This is a genomic window from Vibrio mediterranei (assembly GCF_013364395.1).
Classification (GTDB): Bacteria; Pseudomonadota; Gammaproteobacteria; order Enterobacterales; family Vibrionaceae; genus Vibrio; species Vibrio mediterranei.
Genome location: NZ_JABXGK010000001.1, coordinates 1,166,553 through 1,191,204, shown reverse-complemented (window position 1 = coordinate 1,191,204; position 24,652 = coordinate 1,166,553). Strand labels below are relative to the sequence as shown.

Annotated in this window: 26 protein-coding genes; 8 read left to right on the top strand and 18 right to left on the bottom strand. The window is 45.5% G+C overall.

What is annotated here, in order from left to right:
* Nucleotides 1-73: 73 nt before the first annotated feature.
* Nucleotides 74-1,555, bottom strand: coding sequence for a coniferyl aldehyde dehydrogenase (locus HOP38_RS05650; RefSeq protein ID WP_198557631.1), 1,482 nt, complete (start codon nucleotides 1,553-1,555; stop codon nucleotides 74-76).
* A gap of 167 nt (nucleotides 1,556-1,722) precedes the next feature.
* Between HOP38_RS05650 and HOP38_RS05645 the strand changes: the two genes are divergently transcribed.
* Nucleotides 1,723-2,751, top strand: a complete 1,029-nt coding sequence (locus HOP38_RS05645; RefSeq protein ID WP_198557630.1) for an AraC family transcriptional regulator — start codon at nucleotides 1,723-1,725, stop codon at nucleotides 2,749-2,751.
* 19 nt (nucleotides 2,752-2,770) lie between these two features.
* On the opposite strand, the gene HOP38_RS05640 is transcribed toward HOP38_RS05645, so the two are convergent.
* The 13 genes from HOP38_RS05640 to HOP38_RS05575 all read right to left on the bottom strand — a co-directional run bounded on the left by HOP38_RS05640 (nucleotide 2,771) and on the right by HOP38_RS05575 (nucleotide 14,172).
* On the bottom strand, nucleotides 2,771-2,944 hold the full coding sequence (locus HOP38_RS05640; RefSeq protein ID WP_198557629.1) for an RHS domain-containing protein: 174 nt from the start codon (nucleotides 2,942-2,944) through the stop codon (nucleotides 2,771-2,773).
* 268 nt (nucleotides 2,945-3,212) lie between these two features.
* Nucleotides 3,213-3,353 (bottom strand): RHS repeat-associated core domain-containing protein, encoded by a 141-nt coding sequence (locus HOP38_RS05635; protein WP_198558259.1) that lies wholly within the window; start codon nucleotides 3,351-3,353, stop codon nucleotides 3,213-3,215.
* Nucleotides 3,354-3,382: 29 nt separating this feature from the next.
* Nucleotides 3,383-3,775 carry a hypothetical protein gene (locus tag HOP38_RS05630; RefSeq protein WP_198557628.1) on the bottom strand — a complete coding sequence of 131 codons (393 nt, stop codon included), beginning with the start codon at nucleotides 3,773-3,775 and terminating at the stop codon, nucleotides 3,383-3,385.
* Nucleotides 3,776-3,916: 141 nt separating this feature from the next.
* The gene (locus HOP38_RS05625; protein ID WP_198557627.1) at nucleotides 3,917-4,702 is read right to left on the bottom strand and encodes an RHS repeat-associated core domain-containing protein; all 786 of its coding nucleotides are present in this window, start codon (nucleotides 4,700-4,702) and stop codon (nucleotides 3,917-3,919) included.
* Nucleotides 4,703-4,770: 68 nt separating this feature from the next.
* Nucleotides 4,771-5,202, bottom strand: a complete 432-nt coding sequence (locus HOP38_RS05620; RefSeq protein ID WP_198557626.1) for a hypothetical protein — start codon at nucleotides 5,200-5,202, stop codon at nucleotides 4,771-4,773.
* On the bottom strand, nucleotides 5,180-6,022 hold the full coding sequence (locus HOP38_RS05615; RefSeq protein WP_242456511.1) for an RHS repeat domain-containing protein: 843 nt from the start codon (nucleotides 6,020-6,022) through the stop codon (nucleotides 5,180-5,182). The genes HOP38_RS05620 and HOP38_RS05615 overlap by 23 nt, the downstream gene beginning before the upstream one ends.
* 124 nt (nucleotides 6,023-6,146) lie before the next feature.
* Nucleotides 6,147-6,335: a hypothetical protein gene (locus tag HOP38_RS26070; protein WP_242456510.1), complete on the bottom strand. Its 189-nt coding sequence runs from the start codon at nucleotides 6,333-6,335 to the stop codon at nucleotides 6,147-6,149.
* Between the two features lie 97 nt (nucleotides 6,336-6,432).
* Nucleotides 6,433-6,792, bottom strand: a complete 360-nt coding sequence (locus HOP38_RS05605) for a hypothetical protein (RefSeq protein WP_198557625.1) — start codon at nucleotides 6,790-6,792, stop codon at nucleotides 6,433-6,435.
* Between the two features lie 42 nt (nucleotides 6,793-6,834).
* A complete protein-coding gene (locus HOP38_RS05600; protein ID WP_277950881.1) occupies nucleotides 6,835-7,221 on the bottom strand; it encodes an RHS repeat-associated core domain-containing protein in 387 nt (128 codons plus the stop codon).
* A gap of 284 nt (nucleotides 7,222-7,505) precedes the next feature.
* Nucleotides 7,506-8,375, bottom strand: coding sequence for an RHS repeat-associated core domain-containing protein (locus tag HOP38_RS26140; protein WP_277950880.1), 870 nt, complete (start codon nucleotides 8,373-8,375; stop codon nucleotides 7,506-7,508).
* A gap of 392 nt (nucleotides 8,376-8,767) precedes the next feature.
* On the bottom strand, nucleotides 8,768-9,505 hold the full coding sequence (locus HOP38_RS26205; RefSeq protein WP_423250081.1) for an RHS repeat-associated core domain-containing protein: 738 nt from the start codon (nucleotides 9,503-9,505) through the stop codon (nucleotides 8,768-8,770).
* Nucleotides 9,506-9,559: 54 nt separating this feature from the next.
* Nucleotides 9,560-9,808, bottom strand: coding sequence for a hypothetical protein (locus tag HOP38_RS05580; RefSeq protein ID WP_198557623.1), 249 nt, complete (start codon nucleotides 9,806-9,808; stop codon nucleotides 9,560-9,562).
* Nucleotides 9,809-9,897: 89 nt separating this feature from the next.
* Nucleotides 9,898-14,172, bottom strand: a complete 4,275-nt coding sequence (locus HOP38_RS05575) for an RHS repeat-associated core domain-containing protein (protein ID WP_198557622.1) — start codon at nucleotides 14,170-14,172, stop codon at nucleotides 9,898-9,900.
* Nucleotides 14,173-14,732: 560 nt separating this feature from the next.
* On the opposite strand from HOP38_RS05575, the gene HOP38_RS05570 reads away from it, so the two are divergent.
* The 7 genes from HOP38_RS05570 (at nucleotide 14,733) to HOP38_RS05540 (ending at nucleotide 20,330) form a co-directional block, all read left to right on the top strand.
* Complete coding sequence (locus tag HOP38_RS05570; RefSeq protein ID WP_110165287.1) at nucleotides 14,733-15,398, top strand: amino acid ABC transporter permease; 666 nt, start codon at nucleotides 14,733-14,735, stop codon at nucleotides 15,396-15,398.
* Nucleotides 15,399-15,400: 2 nt separating this feature from the next.
* Nucleotides 15,401-16,072, top strand: coding sequence for an amino acid ABC transporter permease (locus HOP38_RS05565; protein ID WP_038228041.1), 672 nt, complete (start codon nucleotides 15,401-15,403; stop codon nucleotides 16,070-16,072).
* A gap of 10 nt (nucleotides 16,073-16,082) precedes the next feature.
* Complete coding sequence (locus HOP38_RS05560; RefSeq protein ID WP_006071547.1) at nucleotides 16,083-16,817, top strand: amino acid ABC transporter ATP-binding protein; 735 nt, start codon at nucleotides 16,083-16,085, stop codon at nucleotides 16,815-16,817.
* Nucleotides 16,817-17,773, top strand: a complete 957-nt coding sequence (locus HOP38_RS05555) for a glycosylasparaginase (protein WP_124940932.1) — start codon at nucleotides 16,817-16,819, stop codon at nucleotides 17,771-17,773. The genes HOP38_RS05560 and HOP38_RS05555 overlap by 1 nt, the downstream gene beginning before the upstream one ends.
* A complete protein-coding gene (locus tag HOP38_RS05550) occupies nucleotides 17,763-18,557 on the top strand; it encodes a transporter substrate-binding domain-containing protein (protein WP_006071545.1) in 795 nt (264 codons plus the stop codon). The genes HOP38_RS05555 and HOP38_RS05550 overlap by 11 nt, the downstream gene beginning before the upstream one ends.
* Before the next feature lie 77 nt (nucleotides 18,558-18,634).
* Complete coding sequence (locus HOP38_RS05545) at nucleotides 18,635-19,369, top strand: copper homeostasis protein CutC (RefSeq protein ID WP_063605575.1); 735 nt, start codon at nucleotides 18,635-18,637, stop codon at nucleotides 19,367-19,369.
* The gene (locus tag HOP38_RS05540) at nucleotides 19,359-20,330 is read left to right on the top strand and encodes a LacI family DNA-binding transcriptional regulator (protein WP_006071543.1); all 972 of its coding nucleotides are present in this window, start codon (nucleotides 19,359-19,361) and stop codon (nucleotides 20,328-20,330) included. Before HOP38_RS05545 ends, HOP38_RS05540 begins: the two co-directional genes overlap by 11 nt.
* A gap of 157 nt (nucleotides 20,331-20,487) precedes the next feature.
* Here HOP38_RS05540 and aphA read toward each other — a convergent pair whose 3' ends face one another.
* The 4 genes from aphA to HOP38_RS05520 all read right to left on the bottom strand — a co-directional run bounded on the left by aphA (nucleotide 20,488) and on the right by HOP38_RS05520 (nucleotide 24,645).
* Nucleotides 20,488-21,195, bottom strand: a complete 708-nt coding sequence (gene aphA, locus HOP38_RS05535; protein WP_198557621.1) for an acid phosphatase AphA — start codon at nucleotides 21,193-21,195, stop codon at nucleotides 20,488-20,490.
* Nucleotides 21,196-21,393: 198 nt separating this feature from the next.
* Complete coding sequence (locus HOP38_RS05530; RefSeq protein ID WP_006071541.1) at nucleotides 21,394-22,245, bottom strand: ABC transporter permease; 852 nt, start codon at nucleotides 22,243-22,245, stop codon at nucleotides 21,394-21,396.
* A 4-nt stretch (nucleotides 22,246-22,249) separates the two neighbouring features.
* Nucleotides 22,250-23,494, bottom strand: a complete 1,245-nt coding sequence (locus HOP38_RS05525; protein WP_198557620.1) for an ABC transporter permease — start codon at nucleotides 23,492-23,494, stop codon at nucleotides 22,250-22,252.
* A 95-nt stretch (nucleotides 23,495-23,589) separates the two neighbouring features.
* On the bottom strand, nucleotides 23,590-24,645 hold the full coding sequence (locus HOP38_RS05520; RefSeq protein WP_242456509.1) for an ABC transporter substrate-binding protein: 1,056 nt from the start codon (nucleotides 24,643-24,645) through the stop codon (nucleotides 23,590-23,592).
* Nucleotides 24,646-24,652 lie beyond the last annotated feature (7 nt).

Genomic DNA, 24,652 nt, shown 5'->3' with positions numbered 1-24,652 from the left:
TACCACGCCAGTAAATACTGGCGCGCCGAAGATTCTTAAAATGGTCCGTTGTTAGTGGATTAGGTTATTAGTGTTATTTTGAGGAATGGGTTTTGAGGTCTGGGTCTGGCTTACCAACAAATACGCGCAGCACCAACTTCTGAACAAGATTGCCGTAAGGCGGAGAAAAGATCTGGATAGGAAACCACTCTCTCATTTGCAACACTGTGCGTGCATGGCTCAACTCACGAAAACCTTCTTCGCCGTGGTAGTTACCAATACCAGAGTTACCCACACCACCAAATGGCACCGAATGGTTAAGTACATGCCAGCCCCAATCGTTTATGGTGACACCGCCACTATGAGTTTGATTTAGCAGCGCTTCTCGTTGCTGCGTGTTATGGCTAAATAGGTAACAAGCTAACGGTCTGGGGCGCTCAATAATGTATTGCACCACATCATCAATTGACCGATAACTATGAACTGGCAATAACGGCCCAAAGATTTCTTCTTGGCAAATACGCATACTAGGATTGAGGTTGGTGGCGACAAAAAGCGGCATTTTTCGGCCTTCTCCCAGCGATAAGCACTGAGTAATATTTGCCCCTTTGAGTCTTGCGTCTTCCAACAGAGCAATAAATCTTTGGTATTGTGCATCGTCCACTAATGACGTGTAGTCTGCGTTGTCTTTAATCTCCCCGTACATCTTGATGTGAGCTTGTTTTAGCGCTTCTACAAATGCATCGACCTTGCCTTCTGGAACAAACGCATAATCCGGAGCGATACAAATCTGTCCTGAGTTAAAGCCTTTGCCATGAGCAATACGGCTTGCTGCTTTCTCAATATCGTAGTCATCAAAAACCACCACCGGAGACTTTCCGCCCAACTCTAACGTCACGGGCGTTAGGTTAGCCGCCGCATTGGCCATTATGGTTTTGCCGCTATTTGGTGACCCGGTAAAGACCAGATGGTCAAACGGCAAGTGAGAGATTTCCATCGCTTCTGGATGCGTACCATCAACAATTCTGACGAGATCTGGCGCGTATATCTCGGCCAACATTTTTCGCAGAGCCTTTGTGGTTGCCGGACAGTTAGGCGGCATCTTAATCATGCAGCGATTACCTGCTGCCAACGCGGTAATCATCGGGCCAATAGAAAGATAAAGCGGAAAGTTCCAAGGACAGATAATCCCCACCACACCTTTTGGTTGATAGCGAACCTGTAACTTATTGCCTTTAAACAACCATTCCGTTGGGCGACTTTTCGATTTCATCCAGCTTTTCAAGTGGCGATTAACATGGTTGATATCGAGAATAGGTGCTAACACGTCAGCCATTAATGACTCGGTATGGCTGCGTCCGCCAAAGTCATCACTCATTGCCTCTGCTAATACCGATTGATATCGCGTTAGCTGTGTTTTGAGAGCCTGCAATCGCTGTTTTCGCACAGCAAGTGAAGGGTTGGTCTCTTGTTGGTATGCGGTTTGAAGCTCAGAAAACCAAGTATTAAGCTCGCTCACTTCGACACTTTCGCATTCAGAACTTACATCTTTCACCCAATCAATCATTTCGCTCATTTATTAATCTCGCATTGAAATTTGCCTCATTACAACATTCTGATAACATTGAGCACAGGTTACATTGAGACAAAAAGCGGTGAAATTCGGACATTGTTCAGACATTGAGAGCCCACAATCACGCTAACTTATTGAAAGTCGCCTATTAACCTTTTTGGAGAAGTTGGATGCAATACACGGCAGTTTATGAGCCAGATACTCAAGCTTGCGGGATTTTAGATCTTCAGCTTATGGCGCGTTATCTCGACAGTCGCTTTGCCACCGAATCATTATTTGAGGGTACGACCGTCACCTCTTCCCAACTCTATCAACCAGATACACAGCTCACTTTTGCTCAAAAGATGGCTATCTTCAGCAACGCACTCACTCAGACAAATGAAGCGGGTTTAGGGCTCCAAGTGGGTAAGCAAGCAAGGTTCAGTGATTTTGGAGTATTGGGCTATGCGGTGTTCAGCAGCAACACCATGCTCGATGCTCTTATGATGGGGTTTAAATACCTTCGTCTGGCCGGCCCTGTGCTTAAAAAGAAGATGTGGGTCGAAGGTAATGTCGGTTATTTTCGCGCCGAGCAACTTATCGATTTGGACGAACTGCTGCCGTTTTGCTCCGAGTACTGGTTCACTGCCATTCAAAATTTGTGTGAAGAGGTGATGCAGCAGCCGTTCCCTTCAACACTGATTAAATTCCCCTTCCCTGAGCCAGAATATGGTCACTTATACGAGCAAGTTTTTCATTGCCCCATTGAGTTCGATAGTGATTGTTTGGAATGGCAGTTTGACGCTACGGTACTCTACGAGCCTCTACCCGCCGCTAATGCAATGACGCTGAAAATGTGTTTGAAGTCTTGTGATGAAATGCTGGAAAAAGCCGAAGGCGGTACCAGTTTGCAAGAAAAAATCAGTCAGATATTTATCGAACGTCTGGGCAACTATCCATCCATTGAAGTCTTGTCTTCCGAGTTGGGCATGTCATCACGTACGCTGCGCCGTCATTTGAAAGCAGAAGGGACCAGCTATCAACAGGTACTTGATAATGTGCGCTATCGACTGGCCCGCCACTACCTGCTTACTACACAAATCACCATGGAAGAGATTTCAGAGCGAATTGGTTTTTCTGACAGTGCCAATTTTCGGCACGCATTTAGGAAATGGAGCGGGTGTTCGCCGAAGGAGTTTCGTAAGGCGGGTGAGGGTTAGTGCTCGGTTTTTGTTCGTCTTAAAGTCCCCAATATTTACCGAACGGGGAGTAACTAGCTTTCCATAACGTAGCGCTGGTTTCATCGGTCAATGCTTGCTGCGTACCCAAATGATCGTTATGGACGTGGTAAACGGTGCCATCCTCCAGGTAACTATTTAACTTTGGAATTCGTGAAAGATTAGCTGAGACCATCACTTTTCTTGGTTATTTCCTTTCGTCTCTCTCATGTGTCGTTCAATTCCTTTTTTTGCTTTAAGCAACGAATCGTGCTGCAAACTCCTAAAGCTAGGCATACCCCTCCCCAAACAGCAATCATCATAAAGATTCAGGATACCCGATCAATCTATACGCACCGTAGGATATGAGTCCCGTCATAACTCCCACTAAAGGGATCAGAATCAGATATATAGAAATCTCTGTTTTGTATGTCATATTTACTCTCCGTTACCTATTGGCATATTCACACCTCCAACTTTCCATGCACATACCCATAGGTATCCACCCCATCGAACAGGCCAAAGCGGTCTGATTGTAAGTAACGGCCAAGTGCTGGGTCACAGTAGCGATGCCAGTTGTAGTGAAGCCCAGTCAGTATCTGCATCACCCGACATATCCATCAGCAAAACACACCTACTCTGCAACCTTTTCTAGCCACAAAACTGCACTTTTGCGTGATTTCCTCATCTCTCTATCAAACTCAAGTGAGAATAAATTTCCATCAACCACCCATACATCGACTTCAAATGTCACTCCGTCAGCAAAACCTTTGAATCGGCACAATCTCTCTTCTCCCCGAGACTCGAATTTATTTTTTCTGCTCATATCAACACTCAATCCGGAGATTTTATAAAAACATATTTCCTCATCACCTCGATGCCTTTGAACATAATTTATCTCTCTTATTTGTGACTGGAGAATGTCTCCATTCCTCTTGCCTAATACTCGTTTCATCTCTCTAAAAAAGCTTTCCTCAAACTCTGTATATTTTGGGAAAATCCAGTTGAAAAGGTGTCTGATTTGCATTTTAGTCTCCACATCCACAATTACTGTTGTCAGAAGTTACACCATCATAGATGCGCCCCCCATTACTCCACCACCAGGAATCCACCCAGGAGTTCTAAGTGCTTGTTGGAAAAGTGGGTTCATCATAGGGTTAGATGCTTTTCATGTTCTACTCATAAATTTGTAGCGGTAAGAATCTGTCAAAGCGTGCGTTTCCTTTGAAACAAAATTCCCGTTAAATCTTGACTTAACGAAACTGCCTAAATATTTATCAACATTTGGCTTATAATGCTTGTTTATAGTTTTGCCACTTACACTAAATTTCCTGATGTATCTATCTGGAATCCAGTGAGACCACTCTTTTCCTGGTAATTTTCTAAATGCTTTACTAAACAACCCTCCGCCCAAGGCAGACAAACCTACGTCAACCCAATTAACACATTTAAAGTTGCCACCATTTTGATAAAGCTGCCACGCCAGATCCGCTCCAGCAAAAACTACCCCCCATGCAAACTCACCTGTAGGATCGATCCTTATTAGTGGATTTCCATGCACATATCCATAGGTATCCACCCCATCGAACAAGCCAAGGCGGTCTGATTGTAAGTAACGGCCAAGTGCTGGGTCATAGTTGCGATGCCAGTTGTAGTGAAGCCCAGTTTCAGCGTCGTAATACTGGCCGGGGAAACGCAAGTTGAACTTGATTTGTTCTGTCGTGACAGTCGCTTTGCCGAACGGAGAGTAACTGGCTTTCCATACCGTGGCTCCGGTCTCATCGGTCAATGCTTGCGGCGTACCCAAATTATCGTTATGGATGTGGTAAACGGTGCCATCCACCAGATAAGCCACTAGCTGGTCGTCAAGCCAGACATATTCTCGCTGGGTTTGCCCGGTTCCGGCATCCACCTCGGCCAATAACTCGCCATCGAGACCGTAAACATAAAGCACATCCACGCCACCAGCAGGCTTAACCCGCTGGTGGGCCAGTCAGCTAAAGAGAAATCCGACATTCATTATCAATTGTATATCCCAACTCTACAAATAAGCTCCTCAAACGATTTCGCCTCATATAAATGCTGAAAGACTTCACTTTCTGACTCACATGATGATTTCATCCATTTGTTTTTTTTGATTTTCGCCACCACCTCATTCTTAAAATCATCAAGATCTGTTTTTTTTGCATCGCTTAGCTCAATGTCAACCTTAACAATCCTGTACAACGGAAATATATTTAACAACCTAAATACCCGTTCTCTTTTCGAGATATGAGCACTGATCACTTTAAATTTATTGCCATCAGAATCGACAATGTAGCAATCGTTAAAACATCCTTTTCTAAGGTTCTGCTTGCCAACCGTCAACAACTGTCCTTCATTAAGAATTGACCCCATAATGAATTTTGGGGTTATCTGCATTACAGGAAACTTAATTACCGCATTTACAATCATCTGATAGTCCTTTTGTTAATCTCGCTCCCGCTGAAACCTGTGCAGCCTTGGCCCATTCTGGCGTACCATGCCACCATGCACTTACCGGATCGTACTTAGGTAAAACAGGATGATTGCCATGAATACGCTTGTGGACTGACTCTGGTATTGATTTCAGGTTCCAAGGGTGATTATTATTACTGTCCGGAACTCTTTTACCGATCTTACTGTTCCTTTCGATTGCCCAATGGTGAACCTCATGTGGATTACCACTTTTCTTCCCAGGGACATTGTGTAGTCTTCTGTAACGCCTACCAGCGTTACTCCATTTCATGGAGCCTTTTGTCAACTTGAATGCACCACTCGCAAATCCCCCATCGATTGCTCCAAAGGCACCTGCCGCAACGACTTGGCTCCAGCTGACACCAGACCAGTTCCCATCATTCAGTACTAATTGAAAGGCTAGATCTAAAGAGACTCCCAAGACGGCACCTACTACACCAAACTGCCCGGTGGGATCACTCCATACCAAAGGATTTCCATGCACATACCCATAGGTATCCACTCCATCGAACAAGCCAAGGCGGTCTGATTGTAAGTAACGGCCAAGTGCTGGGTCATAGTAGCGATGCCAGTTATAGTGAAGCCCAGTCTCTGCGTCGTAATATTGGCCGGGGAAACGTAAGTTGAACTTGATTTGTTCTGTCGTGACAGTCGCTTTGCCGAACGGAGAGTAACTGGCTTTCCATACCGTGGCTCCGGTCTCATCGGTCAATGCTTGCGGCGTACCCAAATGATCGTTATGGATGTGGTAAACGGTGCCATCCACCAGGTAAGCCACCAGCTGGCCGTCAAGCCAGACATATTCTCGCTGGGTTTGCCCGGTTCCGGCATCCACCTCGGCCAATAACTCGCCATCGAGGCCGTAAACATAAAGCACATCCACACCACCAGCGTCACCCGCCTTATGTTCCAGCGAAGAACTTCATCACTTCCGCTGGGTAATGGAATAGGTGCCCACCCTTGTCGAAGAACAAGAACCAAATAGAGAACGCGATTGCAAAAACTCCCACACCTACAATCTCAAAAACATTCTTGCCAAGACGATAAATGTCTGTCCCTTTGTCATACTTGATTTTTTTATGCTTTATCACACCTGCGATACCCACATAAGTAAAATTTATTCCCAACGGAATAAGAACCACAATTACCCCTATGAAGTAGGCTGTATATAGGTAAAAATCTACCCAATTATTGATTTCCAAAAGCTGTGCCTCCAGCAGCACCAATTGCCGCACCATGATTGCCATAGTTAAAAACCACTTCTGACCCAAGCGGCTCACCGATAATGTTTGGGGTTCTCAATACGTTTCTCCCAATAGCTCCGCCTCCGTAACCAAGTAAGCCTCCACCTCCTCCAAACAAAGCACTGCGAACTATTTGATCGATATCTAATTTAGCTATGTTAATTTCAGAGTCATTACATGACGTTTCCGAGCGGTCGATAATCTGGTTGTATGTGTTCTGAGTAGCTCCTGCTGTAGCACCAAATAGGATGGCGCGAAGAGGGGAACTCCCAAAGCCTCCAAGTGACCCCGTAGCACCAGCCACAAGAAGTCGCCCCGCATCAAACGAACCAGTTTGATATTGTCTCTATCCTTCAAAGCCTATGTTAACCATTGCCCCAATAATTTGCGGAACCCATAAACCAGTAGGGTCGGTGTAAATAGCAGGATTATTCAATGCATAGGCATAGGTGTTAATCCCACCAGCCAGCCCTATTGGGTCACTGGTGATATACATCCCTGTATTCGGGTCATAGTAGCGATGCCAGTTGTAGTGAAGCCCTGTCTCTGCGTCAAAATACTGCCCAGGGAAACGTAAGTTGAACTTGATTTGTTCTGTCGTGACAGTCACTTTGCCGAACGGAGAGTAACTGGCTTTCCATACCGTGGCTCCGGTCTCATCGGTCAATGCTTGTGGCGTACCCAAATGATCGTTATGGACGTGGTAAACGGTGCCATCCACCAGGTAAGCCACCAGCTGACTTAACCCGCTGGTGGCAGTGCTTACCCATTAGCATCTTTGTAGGCTTTAACTTTTTTGTTCAGTTTATATAAGTTAAATGCTCCCCTGGCACCAGCGTACAAAAACACGCCCCCCCAAGATATTACTGATACAGTCGTGACTGAATCACTCACCCCTCCTTTCGTTAATCCCACAAACATTGAAAATAGGTATCCTAACCCGCCACCAATTACAGGTAAGACGATAAGGTATATCAAGTAAGCCTTTAACGAACTAAATTTCATATATCTCCCAGTTTATTGGCAACCACATTGCCTACTTGCATCTATGTACGGCATGTTACTTACCGTGTTACCAATAGCGTCAACAGCTGACGTTGTTCCTCTCATTATTTCTGGACGTGGAATGCCGTGAAAAGCATTTGAATCAAAAAATGTTTTAATTTCCAATGGCAAGGCGTCATAACGTTTCTTTCCGATGCCCCTCAATACATCACTTACCCCTTTAGCGCTTGCAACACCTGCTAACCCAGCTACACCACCATTCAATGCAGCTATATCCAATCGGTTGCACTCGCCACCAATTTCATTGCGAATATATGCCGCCCCTGCACCAATAGCTGCATTACCAGCCATATTGGATACTGCTAACCATCCAAGTCGTGTGGATATAGAAGTAGTTACTGTTCCTAACCCTCCCCCCATAAATCCAGTTCCAGCGCTAGTAACTAGAGATAAATAGTTAAAATTATTAAACCCACCGTTTTCGTTGTATTGAACGAATACATCTATAGCAGCTGCTATTGCTGCCCCACCCAAACACCACGGACAAAGCCCAGTTGGATCACTCAAGCTCAATGGATTGCCATTTACATACCCATAGGTATCCACGCCAGCATGAAGTCCTAAAGGATCTGATTGCAGGTAACGCCCCAGGGACGGGTCATAGTAACGATGCCAGTTGTAGTGAAGCCCTGTCTCTGCATCGTAATACTGGCCGGGGAAACGTAAGTTGAATTTGATTTGTTCTGTCGTGACAGTCGCTTTTCCGAACGGAGAGTAACTGGCTTTCCATACCGTGGCTCCGCTTTCATCGGTCAATGCTTGCGGCGTACCCAAATGATCGTTATGGACGTGGTAAATGGTGCCATCGAATAGGTAAGCCACCAGCAGGCTTAACCGCTGGTGAGCCTGTCAGCTAAAGAGAAATCCGACACCAACACTTACCAATATCAAACTGCCGATGGAACAATGCCAGAGCCTGAACCACACCATCAACTGCCTAAAAAAAATGTCATTACTTCCATTGGATAGAGAAATAAATTTCCGCCTTTAGCAAAAAACAAATACCAAACAGAAAAAATAGCGGCCCCCCCCCAGCAATACATACTTCAAGTACGTTTCTTGCCAAGAAATACTTGTAATGCTTTCTTTCATATTTAGGTAGTCTCATTTTTATTAGGTTCTTCAATGTTAACCAAAGAAAAATAGCCCCTACAGGTAGGATAATCACCACCACCCCAAAAAAATAAATTGTGTATATAATAAAATCGAACCAACTATTGATTTCCATAAACAGTCCCCAGAGCTACACCAATTGCAGAGCCGTGGCTCTCATAATTAAATTCAAGCTGTTTGCGTAGTGGTTTTCCGATAATCTCGTGAGGTCGGTATATTCTTGCCCCTATAGCCGCCCCGTAATAACCAAAAAAACCACCGCCAGCGCCATAAACGGCTGAACTTACAATCTTTTCATATTCTAGCCTTGATAAACTATCTCCTCTAAAACCACATCCTAAATCCATCATTTGATTTAAGGTACTCTGAGTTGCACCAGCTAACGCTCCCACCCCCAAAGAGCGAACGAGAGTGCTTCCAAAGCCTCCAAGTGACCCCGTAGCACCAGCCACAAGAAGTCGCCCCGCATCAAACGAACCAGTTTGATATTGTCTGTATCCTTCAAAGCCTATGTTAACCATTGCCCCAATAATTTGCGGAACCCATAAACCAGTAGGGTCGGTGTAAATAGCAGGATTATTCAATGCATAGGCATAGGTGTTAATCCCACCAGCCAGCCCTATTGGGTCACTGGTGATATACATCCCTGTATTCGGGTCATAGTAGCGATGCCAGTTGTAGTGAAGCCCAGTCTCTGCGTCGTAATACTGACCGGGAAAACGCAAGTTGAACTTGATTTGTTCTGTCGTAACAGTCGCTTTGCCGAACGGAGAGTAACTGGGTTTGCTCGGTTCCGACCTCCACCTCGGCCAATAACTCGCCATCAAGGCCATAAACATAGAGCACATCCACGCCACCAGCAGGCTTAACCCGCTGGTGGCAGTGGGGTGCAGCTAAAACACACCTAGTTTCTTCAACTCCACAACATGTCTGTTCTTAAACACCATCAACCCTGGAATAAATGAAAGCGCATAACATATTAAATAAAACGTCATGTAGAGTTCATTCTCGTCAAACAGCTCTTTCCAACTGGGGTTTATCTTAAAACCAACCGAGAAAACCGCTACTACACATATTGAGCAGGTAACAAATGCAATCAATGAAATGCTTAGTTTTACTAGGTCCGTTTGCCTACCAGACATTCTCAACACTTTTCCGTAGACATCTAACACGCAACCCATCAGGAGCATTGCAACAAAAAAGTAAATTATTGTCTCAACCCAGATATTCATTATCTAATCCTCTGTCCCGCAAATTCACCAGTACCAACCACAATACCTTCCGCCAATGATGATGTGGCATTTCCGGGAACCCTACTCAGCCCCGGTTTATCTATTTGTCTGCCGATTATGTTATATCTGAAAGGAGGAATGTACCGTCCAATCACTTTACTTACTGGTCCTGCGACGGCTCCACCTACACCAGCGCCAATAGCTGCACAATGGTCGTAATTTTCTATTGCAACAGCATCCTTATTTGAAACTACAAGACCTGCATATTGCCCTAAATAGCTCGCCGTTATCGCGCCAACCGATGTACCAACCCATGTTGATGCCTTGGGAGCGACAAACCCAACTACAGCCCCAGCTATCCCTCCAACAATGAAGCCCGTCCTACCGCCAGAGATGTATCCCCCAACAGCTCCAGATAAAGCACCATAAATAGCCCCGGGGATACCGTATTCGCCTGTTGGATCACTCCACGCGAGCGGACTCCCACGCACATACCCGTAGGTATCCACTCCATCAAACAAGCCAAGGCGATCTGATTGCAAGTAACGGCCTAGTGCTGGGTCATAGTACCGATGCCAGTTGTAGTGCAGCCCAGTCTCAGCATCAAAATACTGGCCGGGGAAGCGAAGATTGAAAGTGACTTGCTCTGTCGTGACACTGGCTCGGCCAAATGGCGTGTACTGGGCTTTCCATACGACTTCGCCCAGTTCGTCCGTCAGTGCCTGCGGTGTGCCCAGGTGATCATTATGAACGTGGTAAACGGTGCCATCTACCAAGTAAGCCACCAGCTGGCCGTCAAGCCAGACATATTCTCGCTGGGTTTGCCCGGTTCCGGCATCCACCTCGGCCAGTAACTCGCTATCGAGACCATAAACATAAAGCACATCCACGCCACCAGCTGACTTCCTCACTCGTTGATGAGCGCTGTTATAGTGGTAGGTTGATGTTTCGCCATTGACCGTAGCCTCAGTCAATCTATTGAAAGCATCATAGACAAAGACATCCGTTCCTCGGTCAATCGTGTTTCCGTTTGCATCATAGCTGTAGGTGATCGAGCCAATACTTGTTTTGGTTAGGCGATTGCTGTTGAACACAATGCTATACGAATCTTTCACGCCGTCGCGGTAGATAGCCGTCCGGTTGCCGTTGTAGTTGTAGGTGTACTCTCGGGTCCCGTAACCACCAGTAGCATCAATCAAGCGGCTCAGCTTGTCGTAATTGAAAATTTGGCTATAGCCACTATCCATTAAGTCTGTAATTGAATCGACATTGCTATTGGCCGTATAGAGATAACTGCGGTGCATTGCACCAGCAACCTGTACAGACTCCAATTGATAGTTCATGTCGTACTGGCGCTCTTCCCAAAGCCCATTTCCATGAGTCAGATCAGTTACAGGCCCAAAAGGTTTCCGTACCAAGTCAGAGACTAATGTTCTGCTGTTAACACCATTCTTCAATGTAACGCCAATGACCTCTCCAGCTATATTGCGCTGATATACCGCTTTGCGGCCACTCGGGTACTCGATACTCGCCAACTGCCCTGCACCATCATAGGTGTAATTGGTTAACAAGGTGCGGCCATTCACAATTAGTTCTTGGCTGGCTAGCTCACCACTGGCTGTGTAACTATATTTTGATACGCCAGAAGCGTCTGTAATGGAAGTAAGCTGCCCTACCCCATACACCGCTTCTGGTTCATCGTAGCGGAATGTCACACTAGCATTAGGTTGACCATCCACAGTAATTGAAGAAAGGCGATTAAGCGCGTCGTAGTGATAAGTGAAAACCTGACCGTTGGCATCTGTTTTACCGATCAGGTTTCCAACATTGTCATAAGTGTAATGAGCCGTGCCTGTGTCTGGGCTTTGTACTGAGAGAACATCGCCATATCCGTTGTATGAATAGTAAGTTCTCCGCCCTCTAGGATCAGTGACTCTCGTTACTAACGCATTATCGTTATACTGCATTGCAGTGGCGCGGTTAACAGGGTCAATGGATTGGAGCAGGTTGCTAAAACCGTCATAGCGGTAGGCATAAGCATTTCCTGAAGGATCAACTTTGCCCGTCAGGTTGGCTGTCTTGTCATAGGAATAGGTATACACATTGCCCGTTCCAGTTGTTGTTGATGAAAGCCAACCATTCAAAGTGTAACTATGCAGTTGCTTCCAGTGAGCAATACCACTGTTATCTTTCAGCTCAACTTGCTCAATATTTCCTAGTGAATCTCGATTGATACTTTGTCGATTTCCATTTGCATCAATCACGGCCATCAGCTGCTGAGCAGCATCGTACTCATAAGTGAAAGTGCTATTGGTTGGTAAGGAGATAGATACCAAGAGTCCTGATTCATCGTAAGAGTACAATGTAGTTCCATCTGGACCAGTAGAAGCAATCAATTGACCTAACGTGTTGTAGTTAAGCGAGTAGCTTACTCCATTGGCATCTGTGACGCTCTGAGCCCTTCCATGAGCATCGTAATTGTCAAATGACACTATGTGCCCAAGAGAGTTGATAACACGGCTTAGGTTGGCTTGAGCGTCGTATTCAAAGCGCGTTACATCATCAACATCCACCCGTGGACCATCCACTGATTTCAGTTGTCCAGGAACCCCCAGAGAGTCTGGATAATATTCAAATGCCCACTGCCTGACATCTGAGTTGGTTCGGTCAATCAATTTAAGCGTTAACAGCCGCTGGTGGTCGTCATAGGTAAATTCTTGGACCAAGTATGACGATGTAATTTTGGTTGGTTTTGGGAACTCTGAATGCCATTGTGTTGTGATCGTATCACCAGCCGAGCTTGTCCTCGAAATTTCAAGCCCTCTTTGGTCATATTGGTAAGAGAATGATTGGCCTTCTTCATTGATAATGGACTTCAATTGACCAATAGTATCATAGTCAAAAGTCTTGGTTCCGCCAGAAAACCCTGTGCATGCTGCACCACGAATACTACTTAGCTTCAATTTCCCATTTTGATAACGGTAAACGTAATGTCGTTGATGACCCAACGCGTTAGTTATCGTGGCAGACTCCTCTGAGTTATACGCTATGCTTGTTCTATCATAACCATTATGATGCTCACTTGAAATCGCACGTCCCTGCTCATCATAGGACCACGTTGCGTATCGATGACCTCGTTCATCCGTTACACCTGTTAACAATCTCCGATTGGAGTTTTGTTCGTAGTGGTAACGGTATCGTGTAGTATCGGGTTTGATGACGTGGCTTAATAGTTGATCTTCGAAAAGGTAGGTATATACCTGCTCACCTGGTGCTGTTACCTTCCAAAGCCGTCCCCATGAGTACGTAAACCTTAAAATTCTTCCGTAGCTATCTGACACAGAAGCCACACGGTCGAACTCATAACTTATACTAACTCGATTTCCCGACGGGTAGTCTATGTTGGTCAGTCGTCCCTGTTCATCGAACTGTTCAACAACACCGTTGGCTTTTCGGTATTTCCAACCTGAATCTTGGTACAAACGGTCTTCACTCACCCAAGTTGGTAACCAACCTTGTGCAGTTTGATAAAAAGCGAGTTCTTTACCATCTGGACGAACAAGAAGTACAACATTTCGACCATATTTCTTGTTATCTATAGAAATATAGCTCGCGTAGTTGTGGCTCCAACCTTGCCCCAACCCTATATCGATTTTAAGGTCTGCGGTTCGCTGACTATTATAATACCGAGTAAAACCCAAAGGCTCATAGCCTCCACTAACGTAATCCATTTCTTCTTGATATTTATTGCCCGTCGACAAGTTGATAGGATTGCCTACACAGAGTTCACCTTCCGGTTTACCTAAGTCCCGATTAAGCAAAGGCTCTCGCTTGGATAAATAAGGGGAAGGTATATAATCAGGTGCGCAACTAGTAACAGAGCTAGTTTCGGCGGTACAAGTATGTTTACTCCACGCCCCAGAATACGTCCAACCACTTTCGGTTTTTGCGACTACAGAGTGGTCTAATCCTATTTGGATACTACTCACCTCTATAGCTGTTTCAAACGCGTTAAAGAATGCTGAATGTATGGTTGCGCCTTCACCAGTAAGAGACCGACCATGGCCTCCCGTTGACGGAGGTCGTGGTAGATACACAAAGAAATAGGAACCTTGAAGTGGAGATATCGCATTTAGATTATCGCCGTCCAGTTCACTGACTGGGGGGTAAGCAATATTGAAATCGCCCATCAAAATCGTAGGTGGTTTTGATATTGCCAACAAGGGGACAAAAGCGCTTAATGCTGCGAAAATTTTAACCAGTGTGTTAGACATTAAACAAACTCTAAAGGCCCAATAAGCCTCTTTTATTCAAAGAATTGTGGTGACGTAAGCCGATAATCTCTAGGGGTTGTTTGTCGAATCGGAACACGAGAACCACGCATCTTAACGCCCCTCAATGACATCGAGCTCAAACGTAGCTATGACCTTAAATTCTAGGGCCCAAAATGACGAATAATGTTTCAACACAAAACATAATTATTCAACGTTCCATAAGCTAACAGCCTAATTAACTTCACTTTATTGACCGATACGTTCTCTTATACTTACATTCAAATGGAATGATTCCCGTTATCGAAAGCCATGACTGAAATTTCCATCTAATAGCTTGGGACACGAGGTATTTGGAACCTGCTCGATAACAGGAATGACGTGCACTTGAAGCAATTTCTAGTATGAAAAACACCCTCATTAATGCCTTCTAGACCACCAAACCTCTAATTAAGCATGTTGTTATTAACAATGTGATACCGGTTTCAATTTTAACTAAATGGCATTGCGTAAAAAAGAATCAGCACGTAAATTGAAACTAGTTTCAATTAGAAGGAGCTTCCGTGTTTGATATCTCGATAATGTATCGATACTTAGACTCGTTTATAGAAGGATTTGCGATAACCGCTAGTATTAGCGTCGCTTCTATTATTGGTAGTTTTTGTATTGGTTTGCTGGTGATGTTTGCGTGTATTAGTCAGTCGAAAGTGCTGTCTAAAACGGGCTATACCTACATAAACGTGTTTAGGAACATTCCCTTTATTGTTCAGGTGTTCTTTATTTTTTATGGCCTACCTGAATTACGCATTTTCATTGATCCCTACACCACGGGAGTGTTGGCGCTTTCTATTGCAGTTGGTGCTTATTGTGCTGACGTGCTGCGCGCAGCAGTTCAGCAGGTTGATCGAGACGTGATCGAAGCAGCTCAATCTTTCGGCTTAAAACGCTTAACTATCTATAGAAAAATCATTCTTCCTATCGCGTTGCGCAACTCGATCAAACCGTTAGGTTCGATCTTCGTGAACCTAATTTTGACCACCTCTATTTTATCGACAGTAACACTTAACGAACTCACAGGAACCGCAAAAATCATTGCGGCGGAAACATTTAGACCATTTGAAGTCTACTTCTTCTTATTACTGTTCTACTGCGTGCTGACGTACATCTTATCCATTCTTATCACTTTAGCGCACAAGCGACTAAATCGATTTTCTGAAGCGGGAGCATAGCAATGTCTAGTAATGAATTTGTCCCCTATGACCTTATTGTTCTGCTTAGTGGCATCAGCGTGTCGTTAAAGGTGTTCTTGGTTTCAAGCTTGTTTGGCGGTCTATTAGGATTAGGGCTCGCGCTCTTTCGTCACTATCGATTCCCTCTATTGAGCCAGCTTTCTGTTTTTGTGAGCGAGTTTCTTAAAAACTCTCCAGTTCTGGTTCAGCTGTTCCTGATCTACTTCGGCCTGCCGATTTTCCTCTCCATGGACATGTCAGCGGAACTAGCCGCCACAATCACGCTGACTGGCAATACGGCTGCATTTGTCTCCGTCATTATTGTTACCGCAATGGCAGCGGTTGATAAAGGTCAGATTGAAGCTGCACGCTCGTTTGGAATCTCCGAGATGGTAATTTTGAAGAAAATCATCACGCCTCAAGCACTGCTAGTTGCCATTGCGCCACTCGTCGGTCTTGCGGTGAACCAACTTCAGGTAACGTCACTGGTCTCCGTTATCGGGGTTATGGACATTACCAAAGTCGGTGCCATTTTGAACCAACGTACGTGGCAGCCATTTATTGTTTGGCCTGTCATCGGGCTGACCTACTTCGCCATGTCGATGGCCATCTCCAAGCTGGGCAGAAAGCTCGAGCTCTACTTACGAAAACATCAAACTTGGTCTTTAGCATAAGGTGAACCCCATGATTTCAATTAACAACGTAAAGAAGTCGTTTGGAAGCAACGACATATTAAAAGGGGTCAGCCTAAATATTGAGCAAGGCGATGTGGTCTCTATCTTAGGTGCAAGTGGCTCTGGAAAATCTACCCTACTGCGCTGTATCAACGGACTAGAAGCGATTAATGACGGTGACATCACCTTCCGCGACCTCTCGGTCTCCAACAAAGCGGAGCTACAAAAGATCCGAACGTCAGTGTCGACGGTGTTCCAACACTTTAATCTTTACCCGCATTTGAGCATTTTAGACAACATCACCCTCGCACCTATTGAAGTGCTAGGGCAAAGCAAAGAGCAAGCTGAAAGCACCGCGCGAGAACTGTTGCAGCTTGTTGATTTAGCGGACAAAGAGACCAGCTTCCCAGCTCAACTCTCTGGCGGACAAAAACAGCGTATCGGTATTTGTCGCGCTCTAGCGATGAAGCCGGAGTGTTTGCTACTAGACGAAGTAACCAGTGCACTTGATCCAGAGATGACCTCAGAGGTGCTTGACGTGCTCGCTGACCTTGCCAAATCAGGCACAACATTAATCTTTGTCACTCACGAAATTGCCTTCGCGAAAAAGATCTCCAATCGCATTGTTTTCCTCGACGAAGGGGTAGTAAGAGCTGACATGGACAAAGATGCTTTCTTCTCCGACGAAGGCGGTAAGCAAGACGAAAGAATTAGACGATTTTTAGAGAAAATGGATAGCAAGTAATGATTGTATTATCAAATTCAGAAGCCTGGCCGGGAATCGACGACACGGTAAATATGCTTAATAACGGCGACAATGGTCTCGATGCGATCATTTGTGGTATTGAAAAAGTCGAAGCAGAACCAAGAATTCGCAGTGTTGGTTACGGTGGCTGGCCTAACCTATTGGGTGATATGGAATTTGACGGTGCGGTAATGGACGGCAACACGCTTCGAACCGGTGCCGTTGGGGCCGTCAAAGATCATTTTCACGTCACGCGCATTGCCAAAAAAGTGATGGAAGAGTTGAACCACGAGATCCTCGTAGGTGAAGGGGCGACACGCTTTGCCTATGAGATGGGTTTTGAGTGCCCTAACCCTCTACTAGAAGACTCTAAAGAGGTGTGGTTTAAGAAGCTTCAAGAAATTACTGGCGAAGACAACCCCGATATGTCGACTCGTCCGCTTGCACACCTCAACTCAATGATCACTGACCCAGAGAAAGTCCGTGATACCACCGTCTTTCTCACCAAAGACAGTACAGACAGTATTTATGCAGCCACTAGCACCTCGGGGTGGGCATGGAAATACCCAGGACGCCTTGGCGATTCACCTATTGTCGGCGCTGGCTTTTATGCCGATAGCCGATATGGCGCGGCGGCCTGTACTCATACTGGCGAAATGACCATCAGAGCCAATACCTCCTACTCCATCGTAATGGCGATGCGTCTTGGCTTTTCGCTCGATCAAGCGGTGGATATGGCCATTGAAGAACTAAATTCGCTTAGAACAGGCTTTTTGGCTGGCGTTGTCATTCATGCGATCGACAAAGATGACAACTATCGAGTAATCAATTTTGGATGTGAAGAGGACATCAAATACTGGGTTTACAAATCTGGAATGAGTAAACCTGAACAAAGAATAGCGGAAAGACGCTATATGGATAAACGAAATGAAATGGAGAACCACAATGAAATTTAAGGCATTGGTTGCCACCATATTGGCAAGTGCACTCGCAATCAGCTCCACCTCAGCGTTTGCTGGCAAACTCGAAGACATTCGAGAGCGCGGCTACATCAAAATCGGTGTATCACTTGGTGGCGAACCTATCGGATTCCGTGATCAAAAGAATAACCCAGCAGGTTATGACGTTGATCTAGCGAAACGCCTAGCAGAAAAGCTTGGCGTTGAGGCACGCTTCACTGATGTACATGGTGACGCTCGTGTTTCAATGCTGTTTTCTGACCAACTAGATGCGGTCATTGGTAACATGTCAGCGACCTTAGAACGTGCTAAATCGGTGAATTTCTCCATTCCTTATGCACGTGCTGGTCTTCGTATTGTTCATCAAAAAGACCAAGATATTAATTCACTGCAGGATCTTGCAGGCAAACGCGTTGTTGTAGGACGCGGTTCAACAGGCGAAGCCTTTTTGAAACGTGAAGTGCCAGAAGCTGAATTAGTTTATACCGATAACTTCGCACCAGACGGTGTATTGTTGCTTCGTCAAGGCCGTGTAGATGCGGGTATCGAAGACAGCTCTCTGATTGATTACCTAGCCACCAACAACCCAAATCTTGTGACTCTGCCAGGCTTACACTCTAATGACCCTATCGCTATTGGAGTTAGAAAAGGCGACGCCGAGTACTTACGCTGGATGGATATGTTTGTCTCTGACTACATTAACTCTGGTGCTTATGAAGCGTCTTACCACAAATGGTGGGGTGCGGATGCTAACCCACCTAAACTAGCGGGTACTTGGTAAACCGATAACTCAAAGGCCCTTTCCCCCGGGCCTTTTTTTCCTCTCTATCTTTCCATAAGTTTCAATGAGCGAGCTGTATGAAAATTGAAGTCTGTATCGATAATATTGAATCACTGCACACTGCCATCGAGGCAGGCGCCGACCGAATCGAATTGTGTAGCGCTCTGTCACTGGGCGGCCTAACGCCTTCATTAGGGTTAATAACTCAGGCTGTCGCGGTTTCCTCCATTCCTATTTACGTGATGATTCGCCCTCGTGATGGTGACTTTGTCTTCAGTGAAGAAGAAATCCACTTTATGGAGCAGGAAATACTCAGCTACAAGTTGCTTGGCGTTGATGGCGTCGTTATTGGTGCACTGAATCCCGACGCTACCATCAACGAAGATGCCCTGCGTCGATGGACAAACGCCGCTCAAGGTATCGGAATCACTTTTCATCGCGCATTTGATTTAGTTGCCAACCCGATAGAGAGTTTAGAGCTCCTCTGCCATTACCCGATTGAAAGAATTTTAACTTCAGGTCTCCAGCCGACTGCGCCAGAAGGTAAAGCGATGATTAAACAGTTAGTCGACACCGCTCAGGGTCGCCTATCCATTATGGCGGGCTCTGGAGTAAACGACAGCAATGCGCTTTCACTGGCTGACACAGGCATCACCGAGCTGCACCTTTCTGGTAAAGGTCAGCGCCCTAGTAATATGATTCAACAGTCCTCACAAATCTCCATGGGAACAGAAAGTTGCGATGATTGGGTCTCGGTAACAGACTATGATAAAGTGAAGAAAATCGTGAGGTTATTTGTGAATGAGTACTAAAACGCTACCTACATTGCAGGATGTAGCAGACCGAGCAGGCGTATCAAAAGCGGTTGCTTCTCGGGCTTTTTCGAAAGAGAAAAAACCCATATCTGAAGTAAAAAAGCAGCGCGTGTTGCAAGCCGCCGAAGAGCTCGGTTACGTCATGAATCCCTTCGCGCAAAGTTTGAATAGTAATACCACTGGACTCGTCGCCATTGTGGTCAACCACATTAGTGATTTGAGCGACCTTGAGCTGTTTGATCATTTACTACGAGGACTGCAATCAATAGGCAAGCTGCCGATCTTCATTCGCATCAAAACCGAGCAGGATATTGCATCAATTACCGACAACGCGTTCGTTCATCGCGTAGACGCTGCGATCATTTTCTCGGATCTCATTGAACCTAAAGACATGCCAAAGCTGTTTCTTACTCCGCGAGTGATTAACCTTAACGGGCAAAACTGGGACAATACATGGTCGGTGTTACTCGACGAAGAACAGGCCATTCAGGATGCGGTGAATTATGCAGTTCAATCCGGCGTTAAAGAAGTTCATTTACTTGCCGGACGACAAAGCTCTGCCGTTGAAGAACGTCGACTTGCTCTCTACCAAGACAACCTCGAACGCCACGATATCTCCCTGAAAAACATCGCCTATTGCAACTACAAGTACAATGAGGCGAAGCAGTATCTCATCGGCAATTCAAACGACATTGTTCAACCAAACAACGGTGTGATTTGTACCTCTGATGCCATGGCGATGGCAGCGGTGGACAGCTTTGGTAACCAAGATGACCGTCCAGTAATTATTGGGTTTGATAATACTTTCTTCTCTCATTTTGGCTCTTACCAATTCCCAAGTATTGGTTATTCAAAGGAAGAGCTGATTGATATTGTGTTGGAGTTGATTTCCTTATCGTCGGATAAGGAGAATCTCTCTGGTGAAAAGTACATTCGTAACTTTTTTAATTGTCATTGAGATTGGGATTGAGTGCCACACTTGAGGGCGGTAGGCGCTTTGAGTAGATTCCTGCTCGGGGGCAGGAATGACGGGCGCCTTTGAGGACGATATATAAGAAGACTAAGTGTTTGAGGGCGCGGCTTTTGGCTGCGCCCTTTTGTTTAAGTGTGACTAACTAGTAGTTAGAGCCAATCAAAACAGGTTCTCCGTATTTGCCTGCTTGCGGCATAGGGACGTAGGTTGACTGTTCGTTGCGAAGGAAACGGATTGCTTTGATGCCCACATGCATTGAGCTAGTGATATCGGAGTCTGAGTCACCGTAGTACTGCTCAACACCAGCTTGTTTGAGTTGTTTCTCTTTTTCTAAGCCACCAGCGAAGACCACAGATTTGATTTGGTCACGGCGATCTTTAGGGAACAAATGGCGGATGGTGCTGGTTAATGTTTCTTTGCCTTCTGGAGCGTTACGACCGGTGATGAAGTAAATAGTGTCACCGTGCGCTAGGTGCATGTTAACTAAGGCAAGCGCTGAATGCTTAGGTAGGGAGAAATCATCCCAGCCTGTGCTTGCTTCGTTCCAGAAGTCTTGATTCTTAAGATACGCATTCGATCCCGGAGAATATTTTTGCTGGCCGCGATAGAACACTGGTGAAGAGAACAGCATGGTGTCGTCGATATCCAAACCGACAGTAATTGGATGGTCAGGAAGCTGCTTTTGAATGTCAGATACTGACACCCAATTGATGTCTTTATAGACTTCCATTTGTGGCGCTTGATGGCTGACAGCCTGCATATCGGTGGTGGTGTAGACTTTAGCGAATGACAGTGGAGAGGCAAGAAGTACAGAGAGAGTAATAAGCTTCAGCGAACTTTTAATGTTCATCTTAGGGTCCTTGATACTTGGATTAAACAAACGAAAAACCCAACTACGGTACACCCGCCGCTATCGTTCTGAAAGTTAAAGATAATTCACAGTTTTCAAGCAAGTACAGACCCAAAATCAACACACAAAACAAGGTGAAGAAAGCAAGGTAATGAGACAACAGCCTATCGTTCAAAGATAGACTGCGATAGAAATGGATTACCAACTATTGATCTTGATGCGCTCCGATCTGGCGCGCAAATATTCAATAGTAAACAATAAGATAGCCGACAAGACGACCAACAAGGTAGCAACGGCCAGTATGGTCGGATTGATTTGCTCTCTTAGTCCCGAGAACATCTGTCTCGGAATTGTTTTTTGCTCCGGTCCTGCCAAAAATAGTGCGACTACTACTTCATCAAACGAGGTCACAAAAGCAAACAACGCCCCCGAAATCACTCCAGGCCTGATTAGCGGCATAATGATCTTAACGAAGGTATAAACCGGTCTTGCGCCCATTCCCAGCGAGGCTTGCACAAGCGAATAATCAAAGCCCGCTAATGCCGCGTTCACTGTGATGATAACGAATGGCGTCCCTAGAGCTGCGTGTGCAATCACCACCCCCCAGAACGTGCCCGCCAAGTTGAGTTGGGTATAAAAGAAAAACATACCCGCAGCGGTAATAATCAAAGGCACAATCATCGGAGACAACAAGATCGCCATTATGATGCGCTGCATTGGCATCGCTGAGTTACTTAGCCCTATTGCGGCTAATGTCCCTAATACTGTGGCGATAATCGTGGCGCAAATACCTATTAAAAAGCTGTTTTTGATGGCGAGCAGCCAGTTATCATCATGCCAAATCTCAGCGTACCATTCGAGCGAATAGGCTTCTTTTTCAAATGCCAGCATCCCTGGCGTAAAACTAAAATAAGGCTCGGCATTAAATGAAAGCGGGATGATCACCAAAATCGGCATCATCAAAAAAAACAGAGTCAAATACGCACTAGCAGAAAGAGACAGTGAGCCCAGTTTTTGCAGAGGCGTAAAATAGCTTGGAAATCTCTTCATACTGTTAACCTAACTTAATGTTGTTCACGCCTACCCAGCGGTCATATAACCAATAGAGCGCCAAAATCAGAACCAGTAGCAAGCTGCCTAGTGCTGCTGCTAACTCCCAGTTATTGGATGACTGCATATGGAACGCAATGATATTACTGATCATTTGCCCGTCCGTACCCCCGACCAGCGCGGGCGTAATGTAGTAACCAATAGAAATAATAAACACCAGCAGAGCTCCTGCACTTAAGCCGGGTAATGTCATTGGGAAATAGATTTTAAAAAACGCTGGCATGGGTTTAGAACCTAGGGACAGCGCCGCACGATAATAGCTTGGGTCAATGTTCTTCATTACGCTGTAGAGCGGCAGAATCATGAAAGGCAGCAAAATATGAGTCATTGAAATGATGGTCGAAAACTCGGTGTATAGTAGATCAAGTGGCTCATCAATAATGCCTATCGCTTTTAGGGTACTATTCACTACCCCGTTGGTTTGCAAAAGCGCGATCCATGATGTGGTTCGAACCAATAATGAGGTCCAAAACGGCAACAATACAAACACCAGTAGTTTATTGGCTTTGCTCGGTGAGGCTGTAGACAAATAGTAAGATAATGGAAACGCAATAATCGCTGTGAGCAAAGTAATGTACAGGGCGATTTTCAAGCTTTTCCAGTACAGTTTGATATAGATTTTTGTGTCTCTGGCTTCGATGTCGCCTTGCAATGATTTTTTCAGATCCAGAGCTGTTAAATAGTAACGTTCAGTCCATTTGTTGCCCGACACTTTAATCGCTACCCACACGTCGGGGGAGCGCCACTTTTTATGTTTATCTAATAGAATATCGGTTCCTTCGAGACGCAGTTCTTCGATCGACATTCTTTTGATTTTTCGTGCCGTGGATTTGATAAGACTTGAAGAGCCCGGCAGTGAGCGATTGATTTCCTCGGCCAACTTTCCGGAACGGCGTTCCTGTGCGAGTCCATGAAGCTCTAACGTGAATACCTGAATAACTTCATCAGGCGGCATGGCTCCGGTTGACTCATCCCATGATGCCATCGCCTCTAAGGTGTTTGGTACCAATTGAGCAACCGTCGGATGATAAACACTGCGATAAAGCATGGTGGTGATCGGCGCTAAAAAGGAAAGAAACACAAACAGCAGCAGTGGCAAAGTAAACAAAAACAGCATTAACTGTTTGCTGCGATGCTTCTTCTTACTCTCAGAAAGCTCTGTCAGTGTTAGCGTATTTTCACTCGCCATTCTGTTTTCATCCTTGAATCTAAACGCTTAAAAACTCGATTAAATGGGCTATCTAATACTTTTAGATAGCCCAACTTTTGTTTATAGGATTGAGGCTATTGAAGTAACCACTCGTTAAACTTCTCACCCAGTGATTCACCGTAATCAGCCCAGAAATCACCCGATGCTTTTACCCCTTCATCTAGGTGAGACGATGGCAGCTTTGGAATAACCGCAGGATCCACATACTGATAAGCGGATTTACGAGTTGGACCATACGCCACTTCAGGCATACCACTCAGTGGTTTTGAACCCGTTGCAAAGCGAATGAACTCTTCCGCTAACGCTTTCTTTTTAGTGCCTTTTACAATCGCCCAAACATCGAGATCGTAAACGTGCGAATCCCAGACCATTTCAAACGGTTTACCTTCACGTTGAATGGCATCGAAGAAGCGACCGTTCGCCGACTGAACCATGACCGCGCCACCATCGTTAAGTAGTTGAGGCGCTTGCGACCAGCTGTCGAACCAGACAATGTCGTCTTTGATAGTATCGAGTTTCGCGAACGCACGTTTTTGGCCTTCATCGGTACTTAGCACGTCATACACGTCTTCTTTAGCAACGCCATCAGCCAGTAGTGCCCACTCTAGGTTCACTTGAGGACGCTTACGAAAAGCACGTTTACCTGGATACGTTTTAGTGTCGAAAAGATCTTGAATCGAGCTTGGTTTGCCCCCCTGAATGGTGTCGTGGTTGTAGGCGAAAAGGACAGTCCAAACGATGTTACCTACCCCACACTCATTAGCGAGCGCCTCTTTGCTGAAGTCATCTTTGGCTGGCGTACCGTCATCACCCGGAGGCAAGGTATCCATTGGGAATACTTCTAGCAAACCTTCTGAACAGGCTCGCTCAAGGTCGATAACCTCAACGTCAATCACGTCCCAAAGCACGTTGCCACTCTCTACTTGGGCTTTAAGCTCTGCGATACCGCCTGAATAGTTTTCAGACAGCACCTTGTGTCCGGTACTCTCAGTAAACGGATCAAGCATGTGTTTCTTTTGGGCATCGCCGTAAGCACCACCAAACGACACTGCCGTTAGTTGGTCCGCCATTGCTGCGTTGCTCAGTCCAAGCGCAAGAGCAATAGGAAGCCACTTTTTCATTTTCGTCATCATATAT